The organism is Synechococcus sp. Lug-A (assembly GCF_024345655.1).
Taxonomy (GTDB): Bacteria; Cyanobacteriota; Cyanobacteriia; order PCC-6307; family Cyanobiaceae; genus MW101C3.
This window is the reverse complement of record NZ_JAGQBN010000009.1, coordinates 24489-47417: the sequence shown is the minus strand read 5'-3', so window position 1 is coordinate 47417 and position 22929 is coordinate 24489. Positions and strand designations below refer to the sequence as shown.

Below are 22929 nucleotides of genomic sequence, written 5' to 3'. Positions count from 1 at the left end.
GGCCCGGACCTGAACGCCATCATCGCCTTCCTCTGAGGGGATGGAGAGCGGTCGTGCAACGTGTGGGCGTTGTGACCGGCACTCCTTGTGTCCTGCTGGCAAACTGCGCTCACTTCGCCACAGCCCCTGATGCTTCAGCTGCGATCACCGCGCCTGCAACCATCGCGTCTGCAACCATCAGGTCTGCAGCCTTCACGTCTGCAGGGGTCGCGTCTGCGATCCCTGCTGGCGGCGGCTCCGGTGGCGCTGTCCCTGCTGCTGACCAGCTGCGCCAACGACGGCGGCGGCGGCGAAGGGGTGCAGAGCCAGAAGATGGACACGATCCGCAGCCGCGGCAAGCTCGTCTGCGGCGTGGATGGCAAGCTGCCGGGCTTCAGCTTCCTCGGCCCCGACGGCAACTACAGCGGCCTGGATGCCGACACCTGCCGGGCCGTGGCCGCCGCCGTGCTCGGCGATCCGTCGAAGGTGGAATACCGCGACCTCAACTCAAGTGAGCGCTTTGCAGCCCTCGCCAGCGGCGAGGTGGACATGCTGGCCCGCAACACCACCATGACCCTGAGCCGCGATTCAGCCGGCGGCAACGGCATTTCCTTCGGTCCCACCACCTTCTATGACGGTCAGGGCCTGATGGCCCCGGTGGCCAGCGGCATCAAGACCCTCAAGGATCTGGCCGGCAAGCCGATCTGCGTGGAGAGCGGCACCACCACCGAGCTCAACCTGGCTGATCGCATGCGCGAGCAGGGCATCGCCTACACCCCGCTCAAATTCCAGACTGGCGACCAGACCTACGCCGCCTACCTGGGCGGCCGCTGCGTGGCCGTGACCAGCGACCGTTCCCAGCTGGCCGCCAAGCGCAGCAGCTTCCCGCAGCCCGATGCCCACATCCTGCTGCCGGAAGTGATGAGCAAGGAACCGCTCACCCCCGCCACCGTCAACGGTGATCCCGCCTGGGCCGATGCCCTGCGCTGGACCCTCTTCGCCCTGTTCCAGGCGGAGGAGCTGGGCATCACCCAGGACAACGTGGCCGCCAAGGTGGCGGAAGCCAAGGCCAACACCAACCTGGCCGACCTGCGCCGTTTCCTTGGCGTGGAAGGGGATTTCGGCAAGCAGCTGGGCCTGCCGGCGGATTTCGTGCCGAAGGCGATCGCTGCGGTGGGCAACTACGGCGAGATCTTCGAGCGCAATGTGGGCACCGGCTCCCCGCTCAAGCTCGAACGGGCCGAGAACCGGCAGTGGAAAGACGGTGGGCTGATCTACTCGCCGCCCTTCCGTTGAGCACCTCGCAATGAGCGACATCCAGCGGGTTCCCTGGTGGCGGGATCGGCGCGTGGTTCCCTGGCTGGTCCAGGGGGCTGTGGGGCTGGCGATCCTGGTGGTGATCGCCCTGCTGATGGGCAACCTGGTGCGCAACCTCACCGCCGCCGGGCTGCTGCTCACCTGGCGCTGGCTCGGGCAACCTTCGAGCTTCGATGTGGCCGAAAGCCTCATCCCCTTCGATGCCTCCATGCCCTACTGGCGGGTGTTGCTGGTGGGGCTGGTGAACAGCCTGCGGGCAATCGTGGTGGGCCTGGTGGGGGCCACGCTCCTGGGCACGGCGGTGGGCATGGCCGCCTTCAGCGGCAATGGCCTGCTGCGCCGCCTGGCGCGGGTGTATGTGGAGGTGATCCGCAACATCCCGTTGCTGCTGCAGCTGCTGTTCTGGTATTTCGTGGTGTTCCTGGCGCTGCCGAACAGCACGGCGGCCCTGCAACTTCCTGGGGTGGTGCTCTCCAAATCGGGGCTGTATCTCGCCTGGTTTGCCGAGGGTTTCCGCTGGCAGGGGCCCACCCTGGTGAACGACGTCTGGCAGGCGCCGCTGCGCCTGTCGGTGGAGTTCTCGGCCCTGATCACCGGCCTGATCACCTACACCGGCGCCTTCGTGGCCGAGGTGGTGCGCGGCGGCATCGCCGCGGTGCCACGCGGGCAGTGGGAAGCGGCCACTTCCCTGGGCCTGCACTGGAGCGCCACGATGCGCAGGGTGGTGTTGCCCCAGGCGCTGCGGGTGATCGTTCCAGGGCTCAACAGCCAATACATCTCCCTGGCCAAAAACTCCGCCCTGGCGGTGGCGGTGGGCTACGCCGATCTTTATTCCGTCTCTGAAACCACCCTCAACCAGACGGGCCGCGCCCTGGAAGTGTTCCTGCTGCTGCTGGGCGCCTATCTGCTGATCGATCTGGTGATTTCGGTGCTGATGAACGGCGTCAACCAACTGGTGCAGATTCGCGAGCGCTGATGACCTCCTCCTCCTCCCCGCCGCTGCAGCCGCCCCGGCCCGCTCCCCCCTCCGCCCGCCGTAGCTGGCGCGGGGCGCTGCGTCAGGAGCTGTTCGCCACTCCCCTCGACGGGGTGATCAGCGTGGTGCTGCTCGCTGCCCTGCTGGCCGCTGCGGTGGGCCTGTGGCAGTGGGCCTTCCGCCAGGCCCAGTGGGCGGTGATCCAGGCCAACACCACCCTGTTTGCCGTGGGGCGCTACCCGCTGCCGCAGCAATGGCGCCTCTGGCTGCTGGTGACCCTGGCGGCGGCCACGATCGGTGTGAGCTGGGGCCTGCTGCGCAGCCATCCGCGCGCCGATCGCACCGGCTCGCTCTGGCCCGTCAACGACCTGGTGGCCATCGCCGTGCTGGCCTTTCTGGCCGCCTGGCTGCCGGCTGCGCTGAAGCTGCCGCTGCCCCTGCAGCTGCGCTGGTGGGCGATCACGGCGCTGCTGCTGATGCTGCGGGGAGTGTCTGGGCAGTGGGGGCGGCTGGTGCCGCGCCGCCTGCTGCGCTTTCTGCCGCTGTTCTGGCCGGCGCTCTACCTGTTCGGCATGGTGCTGATCGCCGGCGGGCTGGGCGTTCCGCACGTGCCGCCGTCGGAGTGGGGCGGCCTGCTGCTCACCCTGCTGATGGCCAGCTTCGCCATCCTGCTCAGCTTCCCGATCGGCATCGTGGTGGCCCTGGGCCGCCGCAGCACCCTGCCGCTGCTGCGCTGGAGCTCGGTGCTTTACATCGAGTTCATCCGTGGCGCCCCGCTGATCACCCTGCTGTTCCTGGGGCAGAACATCCTCGGCTACATGCTTCCCGGCGGCTGGGCCCCCGACCGCGTCTGGCGGGCCGCCTGGGTGCTCACCTTCTTCTGCGGGGCCTATCTGGCGGAAGCTGTGCGCGCCGGACTGGCGGCGGTGCCCGTCGGACAGCTGGAGGCCGCCCGCTCGCTGGGGCTCTCGGTGCCGCAGGCCCTGCGGCATGTGGTGTTGCCCCAGGCCCTGCGCATCGCCCTGCCCGCCACGGTGGGGCAGTTCATCTCCCTGCTGCAGGACACCACCTTGCTGTCATTGATCGGCCTGCTCGATCTGCTCGGTACCGCCCGTACGGTGATGGCCAATCCGGAATTCCTCGGCAAAAACGCCGAGGTGTACCTCACCCTTGCGGTGCTGTTCTGGTGCTGCTGCGCCGCCCTTGGCCTGGGCAGCCGGGCTCTGGAGCGCCGCCTCGATCCCTCCCACTCCCCCACCTGACCATGACCGCCAGTCAGCCGATGATCGAGGCCCGCGGGGTCCAGAAGTGGTACCCCAACGGCTTCCATGCCCTGCGCGGCGTGGATCTGAGCGTGAGCCGCGGCGAGGTGGTGGTGATCATGGGGCCCTCGGGCTCAGGCAAGAGCACCTTCATCCGCACCTTCAACGCCCTCGAAGACTTCCAGGAGGGCACGATCACCATCGATGGCATCGCCCTCTCCAACGACCTGCGCAACATCGATGCGATCCGCTGCGACACCGGCATGGTGTTCCAGCAGTTCAACCTCTTTCCTCATCTCACCGTGCTGGAGAACCTCACGCTGGCGCCGGTGGTGGTGCGCAAGCGGCGGAAGGCCGAGGTGGAGGCCCAGGCCCTGGGTCTGCTGGAGCGGGTGGGCATCGCCGAGCAGGCGGGCAAGTACCCCGGCCAGCTCTCCGGCGGCCAGCAGCAGCGGGTGGCGATCGCCCGCTCGCTCTGCATGGAACCGCGCATCCTGCTGTTCGATGAACCCACCAGCGCCCTCGACCCAGAGATGGTGGGGGAGGTGCTGGAGGTGATGCGCGCCCTCGCCGCCGACGGCATGACGATGGTGGTGGTGACCCACGAAATGGGCTTCGCGCGCGAGGTGGCGCACCGGGTGGTGCTGATGTCGGAGGGGCAGATCGTGGAGGAAGCGGCCCCCACCACCTTCTTCACCAACCCCCAGCACGAGCGCAGCCGTCAGTTCCTGGCCCAGATCCTCTGAGCGGTTCAGCCCAGCAGCCCGGCCCAGACGGCCAGCTGGCGGCCGGCGCCGATCAGGGCCGCCGTGAGGATCAGCCGGAGCACCGGCCAGCGCCAGCGCAGCAGGGCCACGGCCGCCGCCACCATCAGCGCCAGCGCCGCCGGATCGAAGCCACCGCCCGCGCCGTCGGGCCAGAGCACATGGCCGGCGAAGAACACCGCCAGGTTGGCGATCACGCCCACCACCGCGGCGGTGATCGCCGTGAGCGGCCCGCTGAGGCGGATGTCCTCGCGGCTGGCTTCCACCAAGGGCCCCCCGGCCAGGATTAACAGGAACGACGGCAGGAAGGTGAACCAGGTGACCGTGAGGCCCGCCGCCACGGCCAGCGGCAGGGCCGTGGCGGCAGCGGCAAGACTGGTGGCGGTGCCCGCAGCGAGGCTGGTGGCGGCGTCCGCGCTGAGATGGGCGAGCGCGGTGTTCCAGCCGCCCATGAAGCCCACGAAGGTCACCACCATGATCAAGGGCCCCGGTGTGGTTTCACCGAGGGCCAGGCCGTCGATCATCTGGCTGGCGCTCAGCCACTGGTGCTGTTCCACCGCCCCCTGAGCCACGTAGGGCAGCACCGCATAGGCGCCACCGAAGCTGAACACGGCCACGCGGCTGAAGAAGCGGGCCATCGTGGCCAGCAGCCCATCCCATCCACCCATGCCGCTCACCAACGCCAGCGGCAACGCCAGCGCGGCGAGCCCGGCCAGCAGGATCAAGGCCAGGCGGCGGCGATCGAAGCGGGCATGGGCGGGGGTGGGAGTGGCATCGCCATGCAGTGGGGGCCGCTCGGCGCTGGCCGTGGTGCTGGTCGGGGCATGGCCGGCCTGGCGAGACGGGCTGAACAGCTGCGGACGCCAGCGACCGCCGAGCCAGCCGATCACGGCCGCTGTGAGCAGGATCACGGGAAAGGGCAGCCGCAACAGGGTGAGGCCGCCGAAGGCCAGCACCGCCAGCGCCAGCAACACCGGGTTGTGCAGGGTGCGCCGCCCGAGCCGCCAGGCCGCCTGCATCACGATCGCCGTCACGGCCGGCTTGAGCGCCCAGAACACTGAAACCAGCAGCGGCAGCTGCCCCCAGATGGCGTAGACCGCCGAAAGCAGCAGCAGCAGCAGCAGCGAGGGCAGGATGAACAGGCTGCCCGCCACCAGTCCACCGGGGATGCCGTGCATCAGCCAGCCGATGTAGGTGGCCAGCTGCTGCGCTTCCGGGCCCGGCAGCACCATGGCGTAGTTGAGCGCATGCAGGAAGCGCCGTTCCGAGAGCCAGCGTCGGCGCTCCACCACCTCGCTGTGCATCAGCGCCACCTGCCCGGCCGGCCCTCCGAAACTGATCAGCCCCAGCTCCAGCCAGTAGCGGGCGGCCTCTGCGAAGAGAACCGGCCGCTGGGCGGGAGCCGCAGAGGATTCTGCGGCGGGCTCAGGCGGCGGGGTGGCAAGGGTCATGGGGTCCGACGCCGGCGGGGTTACGGGAGGCGCACCCCGATGGCTGGGGCAAAGCTAAGAGCCGGCCGGCCCAGGGGTGGGGGGATCGTCGGCGATCAGGTGCAGATCCACGTGGCGGCCCACCAGCCGCTGCTGCAGCTTCTCGGCCAAAGAGCGCCCCAGCAGCGCCCGGCCCCGGGAGCGTGGCGACTGGCCCATCACGATCTGGGTGATCCGCCGCTCGGCGGCCACATGGGCGATCGCGCCAAGCACATCGTCGCTATCGAGACGCAGGAACTCAGCGCCGAAGTCGTTGCTGAGGCGGGTGCAATCCTCCAGCACAAGGCTTTCCTCCCGGGTCAGGAAACGGTGGGGGTTGAGCACGATCACCACCAGCAGCGGGGCATCCATGAAGCCGGCCAGGCGGGCGGCGCGGCGCAGCAGCCGCCTGGAACCCGGATACATCGACAGACAGACCAGCACCCGTTCGCGCAGGGAGCTGTCGGGGGACGTTTCGTCATCGACCCGGTCGGCCACTTCCCGCAGGGCAAGCTCCCGCAGGGCCACCAGGTTGCGGCGCTGGAAGAAATGGGCCAGGGCCTGGCCCACCTTCTCGCTGGCATAAACCTTGCCTTCGCGCAGGCGCTCCTGCAGCGTTTCGGGGGTGACATCCACCAGCACCACCTCATCGGCCCGCTCCAGCACGCGATCGGGCAAGCGTTCGCGCACGATCACGCCGGTGAGCTGGGCCACCAGATCGTTAAGGCTCTCCAGGTGCTGGATGTTCACGGTGGAGTACACATCCACCCCCGCCGCCAGCAGGTGCTCCACGTCCTGCCAGCGCTTGACCCGCTCGCTGCCGGGGGCGTTGGTGTGGGCCAGCTCGTCCACCAGCACCAGTTGCGGGCGTCTGGCCAGCAGGGCGGCCACATCGAGCTCCTCCAGCCACACCCCCTGGTGATGGAAGCGGCGCAGCGGCACCCGTTCCAGGCCCTCGGCCTGGGCGGCGGTGTCCACTCGGCCATGGGTTTCGAGCACACCGATCACCACATCCGTGCCGGCGCGGCGCAGCTCGCGGCCTTCCTGGAGCATGCGGTAGGTCTTGCCGACCCCCGGCGCCATGCCGATGAACAGCTTGTGGCGCCCCCGGCCTCTGGAAGAGCGGATCATGGCGACGACCTCATCGGGTGGGGCTCAGGCGCAAGGGTTCAGGGGGCGAGGCGGTCGAGCTCCAGGTTGAGCGTCAGCACATTCACCCGCGGCTCCCCCAGCAGCCCCAGGCTGCGGCCTTTGGTGTGGCGGCGCACCAGCTGGCGCAGCTGGTCGGGGCTGAGGCGGCGCGCCGCACTCACCCGCTCGATCTGCTGCGCCGCCGCGCCGGGCGAGAGATGGGGATCAAGGCCAGAGCCTGAGGCATAGAGAAGATCGGCAGCCGGTGGGCGGAGCCCGGCGGCTTGCAGCAGCTCCGCGCCCTCACGCACCCGCGTGGCCAGCGCCGGGTTGGTGGGACCCAGGTTGCTGGGGCTGGAGCTGGGTGCCCCTGGCCCCGTGCTGTAAGCGATGGCACTGGGGCGGCCCCAGAAGTAGCGCGCGCTGGCGAAGGGCTGGCCGATCAGGGCCGAGCCCACCACCCGGCCCTCCAGCCGCAGCAGCGAACCATTGGCCTGGGCGGGGAACAGCCCCTGGCCGATCATTAGCAGCGGCAGGGTGTAGAGCACCACGCTGATCAACCAAAGGGCCGCCGTGAGCCGCAGGGCGCGCAGGGCGTCGCGAAGCAGGGACATCAGAAGGTCTCCGGCTGAAAGATCACCACGAACAGATAGATCGACAGCGCCACGGTGCCGCTCAGCAGCAACGACAGCGCGCCCGTCTGCAGCGGTGGGTGGAAGCTGCGCACCAGTGCGGAGGCCGCCACCGCACCAGCGGCCAGCAGCAACGGGATCCAGAAGATCGGTCGGGTCAGGAACATCGCAGGAGCCTCAGATCAGAGAGAACGAACACGGGGGCGGGATTGGAAGACAAACGCTGGGTGTGAATGGCGATGGCGGAATCAGACCAGGCGCAGTGACGTGAGCGCCAGGTCGATCGCCTTGATGCCCACGAACGGCACCACCAGACCGCCGAGTCCGTAGACGAGCAGGTTGCGCCGCAGCAGCGTTTCCGCCGAATCCGGGCGGAACGCCACCCCTCGCAGGGCCAGGGGCACCAGGGCGGGAATGATCACGGCGTTGAACACCATCGCCGAGAGGATTGCGGAGTGGGGGCTCTGCAACTGCATCAGGTTGAGGGGACCGAGCCCCACACCACCGAACAGGGCCGGCAGGATCGCGAAGTACTTGGCCACGTCGTTGGCGATCGAAAACGTGGTGAGCGCCCCGCGGGTGATCAGCAACTGCTTGCCGATCGTCACGATGTCGATCAGCTTGGTGGGATCGCTGTCCAGATCCACCATGTTGGCCGCCTCCTTGGCGGCCTGGGTGCCCGAGTTCATCGCCACGCCCACGTTGGCCTGGGCCAGGGCCGGGGCGTCGTTGGTGCCGTCGCCGGTCATCGCCACCAGCTTTCCGAGCCGCTGTTCCGCCTGGATCACGGCGATCTTGTCTTCCGGGGTGGCCTCGGCGATGAAGTCGTCGACGCCGGCTTCGCGGGCGATCACCCCGGCGGTGATCGGATTGTCGCCGGTGAGCATCACGCTGCGGATGCCCATGCGCCGCAGCTGATCGAAGCGTTCGCGCATGCCCGGTTTGATGATGTCCTTGAGGTAGACCACGCCGTAGATGGTGTCGCCACGGCACACCGCCAGCGGCGTGCCCCCCAGCCGCGACACCTGCTCAAAGGCCTCATCCAGCCCGCCGGGTGCCTGGCCGCCACGGGATCGCACGAACCCCTTGATGGCATCCACCGCCCCCTTGCGCAGTTCGGTGCCATCGGCCAGATCGGTGCCGCTCATCCGAGTGCGGGCGGAAAACTCCAGGCCGATGGCCCCCGCCGCGTCGAATCCCGCGCTCACACCGAGCTTCTCGGCCAGCCGCACGATCGATTTACCTTCGGGCGTGTTGTCAAAGCCACTGGCACCGAGGGCGACGGCAGCGAGCTCCGCCTCGCTGTGCCCACCCACCGGCAGGAACGCCTCCGCCAGGCGGTTGCCCAGGGTGATCGTGCCGGTCTTGTCGAGCACCAGGGTGTTGATGTCGCCGCAGGCCTCCACCGCCCGGCCGGACGTGGCGATCACGTTGAACTGCGCCACCCGGTCCATGCCGGCGATGCCGATGGCGCTGAGCAGGCCGCCGATCGTGGTGGGAATCAGGGCCACGAGCAGGGCCACCAGGACCACCACCGGGGTGGGCCCGCCGATGTAGGCCGCCACGGGCGGCAGGGTGGCCACCGCGATCAGGAACACCTGGGTGAGCACGGCCAGCAGCACCGTGAGGGCGATCTCATTGGGGGTGCGGCTGCGCTCAGCGCCCTCCACCAGGGCGATCATGCGGTCGATGAAGCCCTTGCCGGGATCAGCAGTGATGCGGATGGTGAGCTGATCGGACACCACCCGCGTGCCGCCCGTGACCGAACTGGCCACATCGGAGCCGGCTTCCTTGAGCACGGGGGCGGATTCACCGGTGATCGCCGATTCATCCACCGCTGCCACCCCACCCACCACCTCGCCATCGGCGGGGATCAGCTCACCGCTGCTCACCCGCACCTGATCCCCCTGGCGCAGGCTGCTGGAATCCACCAGCGCCTCACCGCCATCGGGCAGCAGGCGGCGGGCCTGGGTGCGCGCCTGGGTGCGGCGCAGGGCATCGGCCTGGGCCTTGCCGCGCCCTTCGGCGAGGGCTTCGGCGAAGTTGGCGAACAGCAGGGTGAACACCAGGATCGCGGCGAGCGCGGCGTTGAAGCCCCGACCTGGTGCCTCGCTGCTGAGGCCGAACAGCTGGGGCTCCAGCGTGGTGGCCAAGCACACGAGCGTGCCGCACCAGACCACGAACATCACCGGATTGCGCACCGTGTGGCGCGGATCGAGCTTGCGGAACGCTTCCACGCTGGCCCTGGCCAGCAGACCCTGGCGTCGGGGGCGTTCGGTGTAGCGCCGCTGGTCGCGGCGGCCCCGCGGCATGCGCGGGAAGAAGGGCCGTTGAAGGATGGTCATGGCAGGCGCAGGGCGATCAGCGAGGGAGCGAGAAGGCTTCGGCGATCGGCCCCAGGGCCAGCACCGGGAAGAAGGTGAGAGCGCCGAGGATCAGGATCACCACGGCGGTCACCAGCGTGAACAGGGCCGTATCGGTGGCGAGGGTGCCGGGCCCGGGGGGCACCGGGGGCTTGCGGGCGAAGCCTGCCGCCAGCTGCAGCAGCGCGAAGATCGGCAGGTAACGCCCGCCCAGCAGGCTCACAACTGTGCTGAGGTTCCACCACCGGCTGTTATCGGCCAGGCCTTCGAAGCCGCTGCCGTTGTTGGCCGCCGCCGAGGTGTACTCGTAGACCACCTGGCTGACGCCGTGAAAGCCCGGATTGCTGATGCCCGCGAGTGTTGGCGCATCGGCCAGGGTGAGCGCCGCCGGCACCAGCACGAACAACGGATGGATCAGCAGGATCAGGCTGCTCCACACGATTTCCGCCTTCTCCACCTTGCGGCCGAACAGCTCGGGTGTGCGCCCCACCATCAGGCCGGTGAGAAACACCGTGAGGATCAGGAACACCAGCAGGTAGGCGGCGCCGGTGCCCTGGCCGCCGAACACCACCTGCAGGAACATGTTGAACAGCGGCACCATGCCCCCCACAGGCATGAGCGAATCCATCGAGCCGTTCACCGCGCCGGTCATGGTGGCGGTGGTGATGGCGGCGAACAGGGCGGAGAGGGTGGCGCCGAAGCGCACCTCTTTACCTTCCAGATTGGGGCCGCTCAGCCACGGCGCCAGCAGGGGGTTGCCGGACTGCTCAGCCTGGATCGCCACCACGGCCAGGGCCAGCAGCAGCCCCGTGACCAGCAGTAGCAGCAGATTGGCCTGGCGCCGGTTGCCGAGAAAGCGGCCGAAGGCGTCGAGGGTGGCGGCCGGGATGGCCAGCATCGCCACCATGGCCAGCAGGTTGGTGAAGGGGCTGGGGTTCTCGAACGGATGGGCGGAGTTGGCCCCGAAGAAGCCGCCGCCGTTCTCACCCAGCTGCTTGATCGCCTCGTAACCCGCCACCGGGCCCCGCACCAGGATCTGGGTGGCGCCTTCGAGCGTGCGCAGGCTCACCGGACCGCCCAGGGTCATGGGCACGCCCTGGATCAGCAACACCACAGCGAACATCAGGCTGAGCGGCAGCAGCACCCGTGTGATCGCGCGGATCAGGTCGCTGTTGAAGTTGCCCAGCGGGCGGCCGGTGAGCCCGCGGATGAAGGCCACACCCACCGCCAGGCCGGTGGCGGCCGAGGTGAACATCAGGAACTGGATGGCGCCGAGCTGGGTGAGATCGCTGAAGGTCTGCTCCGGCAGGTAGTGCTGCTGATCGGTGTTGGTGACGAACGAAATAGCGGTGTGCAAGGAGAGATCCCAGGGCACCGGCGGCAGCCCCTGGGGATTCAGCCAGGGCGGTTGAACCAGAAGCAGCAGCAGGGCCACGGCGGTGAAGCCGAAGTTGCTGAGCAGCAGCGGGCGCAGGTAATCCCAGGCCAGTTCGGCGGGCCGGCCTGGATCACCCACCCAGCGCAGCAGGGTGGATTCGAAGGGGGAGAGCCAGCGGTCCAGCCAGGGCTGGGGCTGGCCGTCGAACACCTGCCAGAGGTGGCGGCCCAGTAGCCGGGAGGTGCCCAGCATCAGCAGGATCAGCAGGGCCACCTGTAGCCAGTCGGTCATCGGCGGTAGCGTCCGGCGCGGAGGACCCGATCACTGTCTTTGCCGCCTGCAGCTGGGCGCCACTAGCGGAGGGTATGTCGTTGAAACAAAGCTCCCTACCCATGGGTATAGAGGCTCTGGCCTTTCCCAGTCGCCAGGTGGCCCTGCTCACCGTTGCGGTGGCACTGGTGGAGCTGGTTACCCCGGTGCCGGTGGTGCTGGGTTATCTGTACGTGCTGCCTCTGTTGCTGTTGAGCGAGACGGCCCCGCCGGCGCGGATCTGGCGCTATGTGGCCCTCAGCTGCGCCCTCACGCTCGCCAACCTGGTGGTTCCGCACATCACTCCCCCCGACGGCTCGGTGCTGACCAACCGGCTGATCGTCTGCGGCGCTTTGGTGCTGAGCGCCAGCCAGTGCGTGCGCATTCAGGCGTTGCAACGCCAGCGGCTGCAGCTGGAAGGCCAGCTGGCCGTGGCGGATCTGCGCCGGGATTTCGTGGCCACCCTCGCCCATGACCTCAAGACACCGATCCTGGGCACAATCGCCACCCTGCGCAGCCTGAGCAACCAAGGGGAAAGGCGGCACGACCCTCAGCTGCAACGGCGCCTGGCCACGATCGAGCGGGGCCAGAACCGAGCTCTGCAACAAATTCAGACGCTGCTGGAGGTCTACCGCAACGACGCCGAGGGCCTACGTCTGCAACGCCAGGCCGTGGACCTCACCCGCCTGGTGGAGGACGTGATCCGCGACCTCGCCGCCCTGGCGGAGGAGCGGCAACTCAGTCTGCAGCTCGGCTTCGGGGAGAGCTCCCAGCGTCAGCCCCACAGCCTCTGGGGCGATGGGGCCCAGCTGCGACGGCTGGTGGAGAACCTACTGATTAACGCCATTCACCACAGCCTGCGGGGCAGCTGCATCCGGGTGCAACTCTCGGACCATGGCAGCGGCCATCGGCTTCTGGTGGCCGATGGCGGTCCGGGCGTGCCGGAGGAGGAGATCCCCCGGCTGTTCCAGCGCTTCCAGCGTCTATCGGAGGAGCGGCCAGGCAGTGGCCTGGGGCTCTACCTCTGCCGCCAGATCGTCAGCGCCCATGGGGGATCGATCGGGCTGCGCAACCGGCCGGGCGGCGGGGCCGAAATCGACGTGGTGTTGCCGCCGGGAGAGCCCGAGGCTGCCGGAGAGGCCAGGAATGGGCGCTCGGCTCATTCGGCGGTGGAGGGTTGAACCGATGCGCGTGCTGGTGGTGGAAGACGACGAGCTGTTCCGACTGGGGCTCGAATTGACGCTGCAGGGCTTCACCGGCATCGAGGCAGTGACGGCGGTGGCAGATGGCGAGCAGGCGCTCGACCTGCTGCGCCACCAGGCCTTCGAATTGATCCTGCTCGACCTGGGCCTGCCGGGTCTGGGGGGGCTGGAAACCTGCCGCCGCATCAGTACCGACCACCCCCGGATTCCGGTGCTGATGGTCACCAGCCAGGATGACCCCGTCTGGTGCCACCGCCTGGTGCGCGCGGGAGCACGGGGCTACCTGCACAAGGGCATGGCGGCGGCGGATCTGCAACTGGCGATCCAGTCGGTGTTGCGGGGAGCCTCGTGGTGGGATGCGGAGGCCACCGTCGCCCTGCGCGCACTGGGTGAAGCGGACGCCCTGGCCGCAGCAGATCGTGCAGCAGCCAGCTGCTCGCCGGTGGATGGCACGGAACCTGCCCTCGCCGGCAGCCTGGCCCTGCTGACTCCCCGGGAGCGGGAGGTGCTGGAAGCGATGGCACGGGGACTGAGCAACCGGGAGATCGCCGCCGAGCTCTGCATCAGCCTGGGCACCGTGCGAGTCCACGGCCACCAGATCATGCAGAAGCTGGAGGTGGCCAACCGAACCCAGGCCGTCCTGAAGCTGCTGCCCCGGCGGCCGTAAAGCGGTGAGCCAGGCGTCCGAGCACTGGAACTCCAGGCACCGCTGAGGCTGTGGGTACAACGGCGGTCCCCATGTTGAAGCCGCTTCCACCCCCGCTGCCATTGAGGCGTGCGCTTGTGGGCCGTGTCACGGTTCGCCTGTGCTTGGGGTGTTCCGTTGCCCTTGCTACGGGACGGCCTGATCGCCAGACACAAGCTTTTCAGGTCCTACCCGGATGGGCTGTTGCCGATGACACGACGTGCAAGCTCAGGGGACAGCCTGTCTGCCCTTGACACCTTCGATCACTTCACAACCAATCTGTTCGCTGGCATTCACCAGGCTGAACTGCGCCGTCTGGGGGTGGTCCTGCTGGCCGCTGGAGCAGGCCTGTTGCCCCTGATGGCGGGGTCGGCCCACGCCGCTCTGACCAAGGTTCCCACCAACGGCGCCGACACCCTGTTGATGCTGATGGGTTCAGCTCTCGTGTTGCTGATGACACCGGGCCTGGCCTTTTTCTACGGAGGCTTCACCCGCGCCAAGAATGTGCTCAACACGATGATGATGAGCTTCTTCATGATGGGGCTGGTCGGTGTTCTATGGGTGGTGATCGGCTACAGCCTTTCCTTCGGCGTGGGCTTCAAGAGTCCGTTCATCGGCGGGCTCGAGTTCTTCATGATGAATGGAGTCGGCGGTCCATTGGGTGATGCACCGCTCGCCGATGGCTTTGCGATCAGCGCCACGAGTTTCGCCCTGTTTCAGGGCATGTTCGCGATCATCACCCCGGCGCTGATCAGTGGCGCGCTCGTAGAGCGCATCAGCTTCAAGGCGTGGTTCTGGTTCACCCTGCTCTGGAGTGTGTTCATTTACTGCCCGATGGCCCACATGGTCTGGGGCGGAGGCTTCATCGGACCGCTCGGTTCCATTGGCGCCATCGACTTCGCCGGTGGAACAGTGGTTCACATCGCCTCAGGCGTGGCCGCTCTGGTTGCCGCAGCGATCGTGGGCCCTCGTAACGCCTTTCCCGATGCAACGCGCCCACCGCATAACGTGCCGTTCATTCTTCTGGGTGCGGGGTTGTTGTGGTTCGGCTGGTTCGGCTTCAACGGCGCCAGCTATTTCGCCGCTGCAGGAGCCGGCCTGTGTTTCGTCACCACCACCACATCCGCCTCAGCCGGGATGCTCACCTGGTGCCTGATCGAATGGTTCAAAGGTGGCAAGCCCACCGCCGTGGGCGCGGCCACAGGAGCCGTGGCGGGGCTGGTGGGAATCACCCCAGCGGCCGGCTTCGTCACGATCGGAACCTCCCTGCTGTTCGGCGCGCTGACTGCCGCAGCCTGCTTCATCGCCATCCAGATCAAATCCGCCATCAAGTTTGACGACTCCCTGGATACCTTCATGGTGCACGGCGTTGGCGGAACAGTGGGAGCCCTGCTCACCGGCATTCTTGCCGCAAAGGTGCTCGTTCCTCTGGATTACTTCCCCCTTTCCGCCAAAATCCTCGCCGAAAGCGGTAACTTCGGCCTGTTCATCGCCCAGTTCAAGGCCACAATTCTCACCTATGCCTTCGTTGGCGTCGGCACAGCCATCATTCTCTACGTCGTCAAAGCCACCTGTGGGCTGCGCCTTGAGGCTGATGATGAAGAGCGTGGCGTGGACATCGTTTGCCACGGAGAGGAAGCCTACGAACCAATGACGAATTAGTATTTATTTGGTAGCTTGGCACGATTGGCCAGAACCTGCCTAAACTCAGGCCTGGCTTCTTTCAGCCCAACCCCCAACCAGCGGCTCAGTCAACTCCCACGGGCACTTACCGCTGCGGCCATCGGTTTTTACCGATGGCCGTTTGGGTGGGCCATCCTCCAGTCCCTTCATCACCGCATTTCTGAGTCACCATGAAAAAAATCGAAGCGATCATCCGGCCCACCAAAATCGATGATGTGAAAACAGCCTTGGTGAATGCCGGAATCATCGGCATGACCATCACCGATGTGCGTGGCTTCGGCAGACAGAAAGGCCAGGTGGAAACCTATCGTGGTGCCGAATACACCATTGAATTCATCACCAAGGTGAAAGTGGAAGTGGTCGTCGAAGACGACAAGGTGGACACCGTGATCGCCGCGATCACAGGCCCTTCCCGCACCGGCGAAATCGGCGACGGCAAGATCTTCGTGCTGCCTGTGGAGGCTGTCGTGCGCATCCGCACCTCCGAATCAGGAGCGGCTGCGATCTAACGCTCTCCTCCAAAGCCGAGCGTACGATCCCCATCTGAACGCGTCTGAGCCGACCCTTGACCAAGGATCCACGCGGATCAGGCAGCCAGTCGCTCAGACGCCTACTGATCGGAGCCCCGCTTCCCACCAGCGCCCACGCCGAGGAACGGCTCACCAACGCCGAAGCTCTCGCCATCCTCAGCTCCGACGCCCTCTCCTCGGTGGCTTACGCCACCCAGGAGATCGTGCTGGTGCTGGGCATGGCCGGGGCCGCCGCCCTGCCGTTCACGTTGCCGATCACAGGCGTGATCGTGGCGTTGATGCTGGTGGTGGCGATCAGCTACAGGCAAACCATCAAGGCCTATCCCCATGGTGGTGGCTCCTACCGGGTATCCCACGACAACCTCGGGGTGATCCCCGGCCTCTGCGCCGCCGCTTCGCTGTCGATCGACTACACGCTCACCGTGGCGGTGAGCACGGCGGCAGGCATCGCCGCCCTCACTTCCTATTTCCCCCTGCTCGACGCGCTGCGCGAACCGTTGTGCCTGGTGGCGGTGGCCCTGCTGATGCTGGCCAACCTGCGCGGCGTGCGCTCCACGGCCCAGCTGCTGAGCCTGCCCACCTTCCTGTTCATGGGAACGGTGTTCACCCTGGTGGTAGCTGGCCTGATCCAGTGGAGCCAGGGGTCACTCACCGCTCTGCCGCTGGCCGAGCAGAGCCGGCTGCTGAACAGCGGAGACGGCGCCTCGCTGGCGGCGCTGGGGCCGGTACTGCTGATGCGCGCCTTCAGCTCCGGCTGCGCCGCCCTCACCGGCATTGAAGCGATCAGCGACAGCGTGATGGCGTTCAAGCCGGTGGAGTGGCGCAATGCCCGCCGCGTGCTCACCGTGATGGTGATCCTGCTGGCGTTGATGTTCAGCGGCATCAGCGCCCTGGCCACCGAGCTGGGGCTGGTGGCGCAGGACACCGGCCCCACCCTGCTCTATCAGCTGGGAGAGCGCATCTTCGGCAATGGACCACTGCTGCTGCTGCTGCAGCTCACCACCCTGCTGATCCTGCTGCTGGCCGCCAACACCGCCTTCGCCGACTTTCCCCGCCTGGCCGCCTTCCTGGCCCAGGACGGCTTCATGCCGCGCCAGCTCGCCTCCCTCGGCGACCGGCTCGTGTTCACCAACGGCATTGTGCTGCTGAGCAGCTTCGCGGCGGTGCTGTTGCTGGTGTTCGACGGCAGCGTGACCCGCTTAATCGCGCTTTACGCCGTGGGGGTGTTCGCCAGCTTCACGCTCTCCCAAGCCGGGATGGTGATGCATTGGTGGAGGGGGCGCAGCGCCGCTGAGGGCTGGCGAGGCAAGGCGCTGGCGAACGGGCTGGGCTGCCTGGTCACCGGTTTGGTGTGCGGCGTGCTGCTGTTCAGCAAGTTCACCGAGGGGGCCTGGCTGGTGGTGGTGGGCGTGCCGCTGCTGGTGAGCCTGTTTCTGGCGATCAAGACCCACTACGGCCGCATGGCCCGCCGCCTCGATCTCAGCCCCGGCGCCCCGCTCAGCCTGCCGCCGGCCCCCGCCCAGGGCGGTACCCCGGTGGTGGTGCTGGTGGGCGCGCTCAACCACGGCAGTGCCGATGCGGTGCGTTATGCCCGCAGCATCGCCGGCCCCCTGGTGGCGGTGCATGTGGACCTCGATGGCAGCGGCGCCGAAGCCTTCCGCCAGCAATGGAGCCAGCGGCTGCCGCAGGTGCGCCTGGTGGTGTTGCCCTCCCCTTACCGCTCCCTGGTGGATCCGATCACCTCCTTCGTGCACCGCTTCGAAGCGGAGCACAACAAACATCCCACCAGCTTCTGCACCGTGGTGATACCCGTGTACGTCACGCGCCGCCCCTGGGAGAAGCTGCTGCACAACCAGTCGGCATTGAATCTGCGCCGGGCCCTGCGCAACGGCGGCACTCGGGTGGTCACCACCGTGGGCTTCTATCTCTGAGCCCACTCTGGGCCCGCCGGAATCTCCCTACCCTCGGCAGCAGCGCGTTCAGACCGCTCGATCCCATCACCTCTGGTTCCTTGCTCCTTCCTGCTCTGATCGCCCCCACCGCCCACCTCAGCCCTGGGGCGTTGTTCAGCCAGTCGTCGCTGTTCGGCTTCGGAATCGCCTTCAGCCCGCTGCACATCGCCGTGGTGGCGCTGCTGTTGCTCGGCCCTTTCCCGCTGCGGCGTTCCTTCGCCTACGTGAGCGGCTGGGCGATGGCCAACGGCCTGGCGATCCTCGCCCTGATGCTTGTGGGCGACCGCTTTTCCCTGGCCCTCAACCACGGCGAACAGGGGCAGGTGGCGATTGATCTGGTGGGGGCGGTGGCCCTGCTGGGCATCGGCCTGTTCCAGCTCACCCCGGCGGCCGAGCTGGGCCACGAGGGCATGGCGGTGAAGCTGCTCAACCAGCTGCCAGATGTGCGCACGCCCTTGCTGGTGCTGATCGGCGCCACCAGCGCCCTGCTGACGCCGGAAAACCTGGTGTTCTATCTCAAGGAAGCGGGCCTGCTGCTGGTGAACCAGCCAGGGGTGAGCCGTGATCTGGAGCTCACCGGCGTGTTCGTGCTGGTGGCCAGCTCCCTGCTGCTGCTGCCACCGCTGGCCTGGATCGCCACCGGTGGCGGCATCCGCGAGCCGCTGCTGCAGGTGGAAGGCTGGCTGGTGCACCGGGCCGAATGGGTGGTGGGCGTGCTCGCCCTGCTGATCAGCGCCTACCTGGCCTGGGAAGGTCTGCACGGCCTGTGGATGCTGCAAGGAGCTGCGCCGCTGTGATCGCGACCGAGCCGCTGAGCACCCTGTCGGCGGTGCTGGTGGCTCTGGCCCTGGTGATCGTGGTCTCGAAGCTGCTGGGGCGCCTGCTGGCCCGCTTCGATCAGCCCGCGGTGATCGGCGAGATCCTGGGCGGCATCGTGCTGGGGCCCTCCTTGCTGGGGGCGCTGGCACCCCAGCTGCAGCAGGCGGTGTTTTCCGCGGCGGTGCTGCCCCAGCTCAACCTGCTCTCCCAGCTGGGCCTGATCCTGTTCATGTTTCTGGTGGGGCTAGAGGTGAACCCGGAGCATCTGCACGGCCGGTTGCGTCTGGCGGCGCGCATTTCGCTGGCGGGCATCGTGCTGCCGCTGCTGCTCGGGGTGCTGTTGGCCGTTGGCCTGGAAAGCGTGCTGCCAGAGCTGTTGCCGGGCGATCGCACCCTGCCGGGCCTGTTGTTCATGGGCACGGCAATGGCGATCACGGCCTTTCCGGTGCTGTCGCGCCTGCTCAAGGAACGGGGGTTGCTGGGCATGCCGCTCGGCCAGCTGGTGATCAGCTGCGCCGCCATCGACGACGTGGTCAGCTGGGTGCTGCTGGCGGCGGTGGTGTCGTTCACCCGCTCCGGATCGGTACTGGGCGCTCTGCCGGCATTGATCGGCACCCTGGCCTGGGCGCTGCTGCTGCTGCTGGGGCTCAGGCCGTTGATGCACCGGCTGGAGGAGCACTACCGGCGCGAGCGGCAGCTGAGCCCGATTCTGCTCTCATTGCTGTTCGCTGGAGCGATTCTCTCGGCCGTGATCACCGACTGGATCGGTGTGCACTACATCTTCGGGGCGTTTCTGTTCGGCCTGGCCCTGCCCCGCTACGGCCCGCTGCTGCGCCGCCTGCGGCTGCACATCGAGGATCTGGTGCTCACCTTGCTGCTGCCGGTGTTCTTCGCCATCAGCGGCCTCAACACCCGGATCGCGGACCTCGATCAGCCGCTGCTGTGGCTGGCCATGCTGGCGGTGCTGGCCGTGGCGATCGGCGGCAAGTTCATCGGCTGCTGGGCCATGGCCCGCCTGGGAGGGTTGCCCCCCCAGCAGGCCCAGGCGGTGGGCTGGCTGATGAACACCCGAGGGCTCACGGAACTGGTGATCCTCAACGTGGCCCTGAGCCTTGGGGTGATCAGCACCACCCTGTTCACGATGATGGTGGTGATGGCCTTGGTGACCACCGCCATGGCCTCTCCCCTGCTCACCCGGCTGGGGATCAGCCCGGCAGCATCACCCGGTTGATCACGTGCACGATGCCGTTGTCGCAGACGATGTCGGCGGAGAGCACGGAGGCATTCTTCACCTCGAAGGGCTCGGCGCAGCGGATCGGGATCGGGGCGCCCTCCAGGCTTTCCCAGCTGGGCTGATCCACCAGCTCACTGCGGCTGAAGGCGCCGGAGAGCACGTGGAACTTGAGGATGCGCGCGAGTTGGGGCGGGTTGTCCACCAGGGTCTGCACGGTGCCGGGCGGCAGGGCGGCGAAGGCGTCGTCCACCGGGGCGAACACTGTGAAGGGGCCAGGGCTCTCCAGGGCTGCGGTGAGGCCGGCCACCTCCACCGCCGTGAGCAGGGTGGAAAACAGGCCGGCGCCTTTGGCGGTTTCGATGATGTTGGCCATGGCTGGGAGTGTCTAGCGGTAGTCCTGGGTTTGCACATCCCGGAGGCGGGCCTCAGGGCGAAGGAAGCGATCCATCTGGGCCTCGAAGAAGGCGCGGTTCGCCTTGAGGTGCTCCGGATCGGGATCATCGAGAGGGAACAGCAGGGCGCAGCGCAGCGCCTGGATCACCGCTGAGGTCACGTTGTACATGGAGCGCTGGAAGGTGATGCCCAGCTGCACAAGGATGTCGTCTTCGCCGCGCTTGTGGTTGCGGTAGAGCTCCACCAGATAGGGCGGCAGGAAGTGGAGCATGTCCTGCATCAGCAGGGTGGGCGGGATGCCGGCTGAACCCACCGGGAACACATCGGCATAGAGGATGCCGTAGTGGAAATCCGCCTGCTCCGACGGCACCTGATCAGCCTGGGCGTTGTAGCTCTTGGTGCCGCGGAAGGGGGCCGTGCGATAGAACACCGCCTCCACATAGGGGAGGGCCGCCTCATACAGCCAGGTGAAGCCTTCCGACTTGGGGATGATCTCGATGCATTCACCACCGATGTAAACGTGGTGATAGATCGGCCGGCCGGCCACGGCAAAAATGCCGTTCACCAGGAAATCCATGGCGGCTGGCACACCAGAGAAGCCCCCTTCATCGTAGATGTCGCTCATCTCGAAGAACACCGGCGCCATCACCTCCCAGAAGAGGCCAAGATTGGCGTAGTAGCTCATCTTGCGCACCTGCTCCAGGAACATCTCCGGGAACAGCTTGTGCAGGCCCAGCATCAGTGGGTTGCCTTTGAAGTAAGCGAGGATCGCCCGCTCGGCGTTGGCCTTGTAGGCGTCGCTCTCCAGGTAGTCGTAGAAGCGGCCGCCCATGCCCTGGTGCCAGAACATGGCATCCATGCAGGCCTCCGCGAACTCCATGTTGATGCGGTCGTGCCAGAGGTGATGGAGCAGCTTCGGCAGCTTGCCGGCTTCGCCCTTCTCCATGAACTCCAGCAGCTCGGGATGGGCCGTGGCCGGCCCGCGCCAGATGCGCAGCTTGGAATCATCACCCGCGTAGGAATTGGGCAGATCCAGATACTCCTGACTCGGGAAATACTTGAACGCCGGCAGGGGATCGAGGAACACCCGCTCGGCGATGTAGAGCAGGTCGCGCCAGTAGAAATCCATCGGCACGGCATAGGCCTTGTAGATGCCGATGATCTGCATCAGGTTTTCCGGCGTATCCGGCAGCATCGAGCCGCCGGCTTCGAGCCGCTGCACCACCTCAGCGAAGGGGTGGGTGGAAGGGGGCAGGGCGGTGGCGGGAGTGGTGACGGTCATGGCCGGAGAGCCAGCGAGGTGGGCAGGTGCAGGGGCGCCAGCGGGGCGTGGAGCGCCGGGGTCGTCAGTGAAGGCAGGGTGGCGAGCGTTGGCAGGGCTGGGCTCGGGGCAGCCATCGCCAGGGCGTTGATCGGCGGGCGGGAGAGGGCGAGGGCGCTGGTGGTCTCCTCACTCCAGCCCAGCAGGATCTGGGGCCAGAGGCCCGCCAGGATCACCAGGAAGGAGAGGGCCAGGGCCGGCAGCCGCTCCACCCAGGTGGTGCTCACGTAGTCGGCGGTCTTGTTGTCGAGGCGGCCGAAGCCCACCCGGTTGAACAGGCGCACCGCATACACGGCCGTGAGGCCCGAGGCCAGGATGCAACCGATCGTGGGCAGCGGGAACACCGGCCAGCTGCCCTGGAACACCACCATCTCCGCCAGGAAGCCGGCCTGGCCGGGCACACCAGCCGCTGCCATCAGGGCCAGCAGCAGCAGGCCCAGGGTGAAGGGCAGGCCCCGGCTGGGGTTCATCAGGCCGGAGAGGGCGGCGATCTCGGTGGTGCCCGTTTTCGCCTCGATCTTGCCGACCAGGCAGAACAGCAGGGCCACGATCATGCCCTGGGCGAGGATCTGGGCGATCGCCCCCTGCAGGCTCAACGGCGTGGCGGCGGCCAGGGCCAGCACCAGCAGGCCCATGTGGCCCAGGGCACTGAAGGCCACCAGGCGGCGCATGTCCGTCTGGGCGATCGCGTTGAGGGCCCCATACAAGGCGCTGACCATGCCGACCACGGCAATCCACGGCGACCACTCGGCCCAGGTGTCGCCCAGCATGCCGATGCCGAAGCGCAGCAGGCCATAGGCCCCCAGCTTCGAGACCACCCCGGCCAGCTGCATGGCCACGGGCGTGGAGGCCTGGCTGTAGGTGAGCGGCTGCCAGCCGTGCAGCGGAAAGATCGGCATCTTGAGGCCGAAGGCGAGCAGCAGCAGGGCCAGGATCCAGCGCTCCGCCCCCTCCGGCAGCACCGCCTGGGCCATGTCGGCGTAGGCGAAGCTGAAGCCATTGCGGTTGAGCAGGGCCAGGGCCAGCACGCCCGCCAGCAGGGCCATCCCCGACACCGCGCCATACATCAGATAGCGGATCGCAGCGGTGGCACGCCGCTCGCCGCCCCACACCGCCACCAGCAGCGTGGTGGGGATCAGCGTGATTTCGTAGGCCAGCACGAACAGCAGGCCGTTGCAGGCCAGGAAGGCACCGGTGAGGCCCACGTTGGTGGCCAGCACCATGGCGTAGAAGAAGCGCCGCCGCGGCTGGCTGATCGGCGTGGCGAACACCGCCATGAAGGAAAGAAGAGCCGTGAGGCCGGCCAGCGGCAGCGACAGGCCATCCAGGCCCAGGTGAAGCTCCAGACCAAGCTGGGGCAGCCAGACCTGGCGGAGTTCCGGCACCGGGTGGCCCGCCAGCCACAGCAGCATCAGCAGTTGCACCGCCGGAGCGAACACCGCCACGCGACGGGGCCAGGGCCCCGGCAAGGGGGCGAGACAGAGCAGCAGTACAGCCGCCAGGGGAAGCAGCAGAAGGGTGAGCAGCATG

General features: G+C 67.6%; 20 protein-coding genes. 11 read left to right on the top strand and 9 right to left on the bottom strand.

The annotated features are described in order from the left end of the window. The first annotated feature begins 129 nt into the window (after positions 1-129). Genes KBY86_RS08220 through KBY86_RS08205 form a run of 4 tightly spaced genes read left to right on the top strand, consistent with a single transcriptional unit; the run spans position 130 to position 4280 of the window. Entirely contained in the window at positions 130-1275 is a 1146-nt protein-coding gene (locus KBY86_RS08220) for an amino acid ABC transporter substrate-binding protein (protein ID WP_255140800.1), read from the top strand. A 10-nt stretch (positions 1276-1285) separates the two neighbouring features. Continuing rightward, positions 1286-2272 (top strand): ABC transporter permease subunit, encoded by a 987-nt coding sequence (locus KBY86_RS08215; protein ID WP_094510714.1) that lies wholly within the window; start codon positions 1286-1288, stop codon positions 2270-2272. Beyond that, positions 2272-3534, top strand: a complete 1263-nt coding sequence (locus KBY86_RS08210; protein ID WP_255140799.1) for an amino acid ABC transporter permease — start codon at positions 2272-2274, stop codon at positions 3532-3534. Before KBY86_RS08215 ends, KBY86_RS08210 begins: the two co-directional genes overlap by 1 nt. 2 nt (positions 3535-3536) lie before the next feature. After that, positions 3537-4280 carry an amino acid ABC transporter ATP-binding protein gene (locus KBY86_RS08205; RefSeq protein WP_094510716.1) on the top strand — a complete coding sequence of 248 codons (744 nt, stop codon included), beginning with the start codon at positions 3537-3539 and terminating at the stop codon, positions 4278-4280. 5 nt (positions 4281-4285) lie between these two features. On the opposite strand, the gene chrA is transcribed toward KBY86_RS08205, so the two are convergent. The 6 genes from chrA to kdpA all read right to left on the bottom strand — a co-directional run bounded on the left by chrA (position 4286) and on the right by kdpA (position 11562). Continuing rightward, positions 4286-5749, bottom strand: a complete 1464-nt coding sequence (gene chrA, locus KBY86_RS08200) for a chromate efflux transporter (protein ID WP_255140798.1) — start codon at positions 5747-5749, stop codon at positions 4286-4288. 54 nt (positions 5750-5803) lie between these two features. Continuing rightward, the gene (locus KBY86_RS08195) at positions 5804-6898 is read right to left on the bottom strand and encodes a sensor histidine kinase KdpD (RefSeq protein WP_255140797.1); all 1095 of its coding nucleotides are present in this window, start codon (positions 6896-6898) and stop codon (positions 5804-5806) included. Positions 6899-6936: 38 nt separating this feature from the next. Further along, positions 6937-7506 carry a K(+)-transporting ATPase subunit C gene (kdpC, locus tag KBY86_RS08190; RefSeq protein ID WP_315855849.1) on the bottom strand — a complete coding sequence of 190 codons (570 nt, stop codon included), beginning with the start codon at positions 7504-7506 and terminating at the stop codon, positions 6937-6939. 5 nt (positions 7507-7511) lie between these two features. Continuing rightward, the gene (locus KBY86_RS08185; protein ID WP_255099405.1) at positions 7512-7697 is read right to left on the bottom strand and encodes a potassium-transporting ATPase subunit F; all 186 of its coding nucleotides are present in this window, start codon (positions 7695-7697) and stop codon (positions 7512-7514) included. 81 nt (positions 7698-7778) lie between these two features. After that, on the bottom strand, positions 7779-9875 hold the full coding sequence (gene kdpB, locus KBY86_RS08180) for a potassium-transporting ATPase subunit KdpB (protein ID WP_255140795.1): 2097 nt from the start codon (positions 9873-9875) through the stop codon (positions 7779-7781). 16 nt (positions 9876-9891) lie between these two features. Next, positions 9892-11562, bottom strand: a complete 1671-nt coding sequence (gene kdpA, locus KBY86_RS08175) for a potassium-transporting ATPase subunit KdpA (protein WP_255140794.1) — start codon at positions 11560-11562, stop codon at positions 9892-9894. A 101-nt stretch (positions 11563-11663) separates the two neighbouring features. Between kdpA and KBY86_RS08170 the strand changes: the two genes are divergently transcribed. The 7 genes from KBY86_RS08170 (at position 11664) to KBY86_RS08140 (ending at position 19682) form a co-directional block, all read left to right on the top strand. Next, on the top strand, positions 11664-12761 hold the full coding sequence (locus KBY86_RS08170) for a sensor histidine kinase KdpD (protein ID WP_255140793.1): 1098 nt from the start codon (positions 11664-11666) through the stop codon (positions 12759-12761). Between the two features lie 4 nt (positions 12762-12765). Next, complete coding sequence (locus tag KBY86_RS08165) at positions 12766-13449, top strand: response regulator transcription factor (RefSeq protein WP_255140792.1); 684 nt, start codon at positions 12766-12768, stop codon at positions 13447-13449. 228 nt (positions 13450-13677) lie between these two features. Further along, the gene (locus tag KBY86_RS08160) at positions 13678-15129 is read left to right on the top strand and encodes an ammonium transporter (protein ID WP_255099412.1); all 1452 of its coding nucleotides are present in this window, start codon (positions 13678-13680) and stop codon (positions 15127-15129) included. A 191-nt stretch (positions 15130-15320) separates the two neighbouring features. After that, positions 15321-15659 carry a P-II family nitrogen regulator gene (locus KBY86_RS08155; protein WP_255099414.1) on the top strand — a complete coding sequence of 113 codons (339 nt, stop codon included), beginning with the start codon at positions 15321-15323 and terminating at the stop codon, positions 15657-15659. A gap of 56 nt (positions 15660-15715) precedes the next feature. Then, a complete protein-coding gene (locus KBY86_RS08150; protein ID WP_255140791.1) occupies positions 15716-17611 on the top strand; it encodes an APC family permease in 1896 nt (631 codons plus the stop codon). An 80-nt stretch (positions 17612-17691) separates the two neighbouring features. Then, positions 17692-18429, top strand: a complete 738-nt coding sequence (locus tag KBY86_RS08145; protein ID WP_255099416.1) for a GAP family protein — start codon at positions 17692-17694, stop codon at positions 18427-18429. Beyond that, entirely contained in the window at positions 18426-19682 is a 1257-nt protein-coding gene (locus KBY86_RS08140) for a cation:proton antiporter (RefSeq protein WP_255140790.1), read from the top strand. Before KBY86_RS08145 ends, KBY86_RS08140 begins: the two co-directional genes overlap by 4 nt. Here the strand turns inward: KBY86_RS08140 and KBY86_RS08135 are convergent. From KBY86_RS08135 to KBY86_RS08125, 3 genes are read right to left on the bottom strand one after another with little or no spacing between them, the layout of a single operon-like run. Continuing rightward, positions 19657-20058 (bottom strand): fasciclin domain-containing protein, encoded by a 402-nt coding sequence (locus KBY86_RS08135; RefSeq protein WP_255099418.1) that lies wholly within the window; start codon positions 20056-20058, stop codon positions 19657-19659. The two genes, KBY86_RS08140 and KBY86_RS08135, sit on opposite strands and share 26 nt — an antisense overlap. Before the next feature lie 12 nt (positions 20059-20070). After that, positions 20071-21360, bottom strand: a complete 1290-nt coding sequence (locus KBY86_RS08130) for a CO2 hydration protein (protein WP_094510730.1) — start codon at positions 21358-21360, stop codon at positions 20071-20073. Beyond that, positions 21357-22928 (bottom strand): NADH-quinone oxidoreductase subunit M, encoded by a 1572-nt coding sequence (locus tag KBY86_RS08125; RefSeq protein ID WP_255099420.1) that lies wholly within the window; start codon positions 22926-22928, stop codon positions 21357-21359. Before KBY86_RS08125 ends, KBY86_RS08130 begins: the two co-directional genes overlap by 4 nt. Between the last annotated feature and the right edge of the window lies 1 nt (position 22929).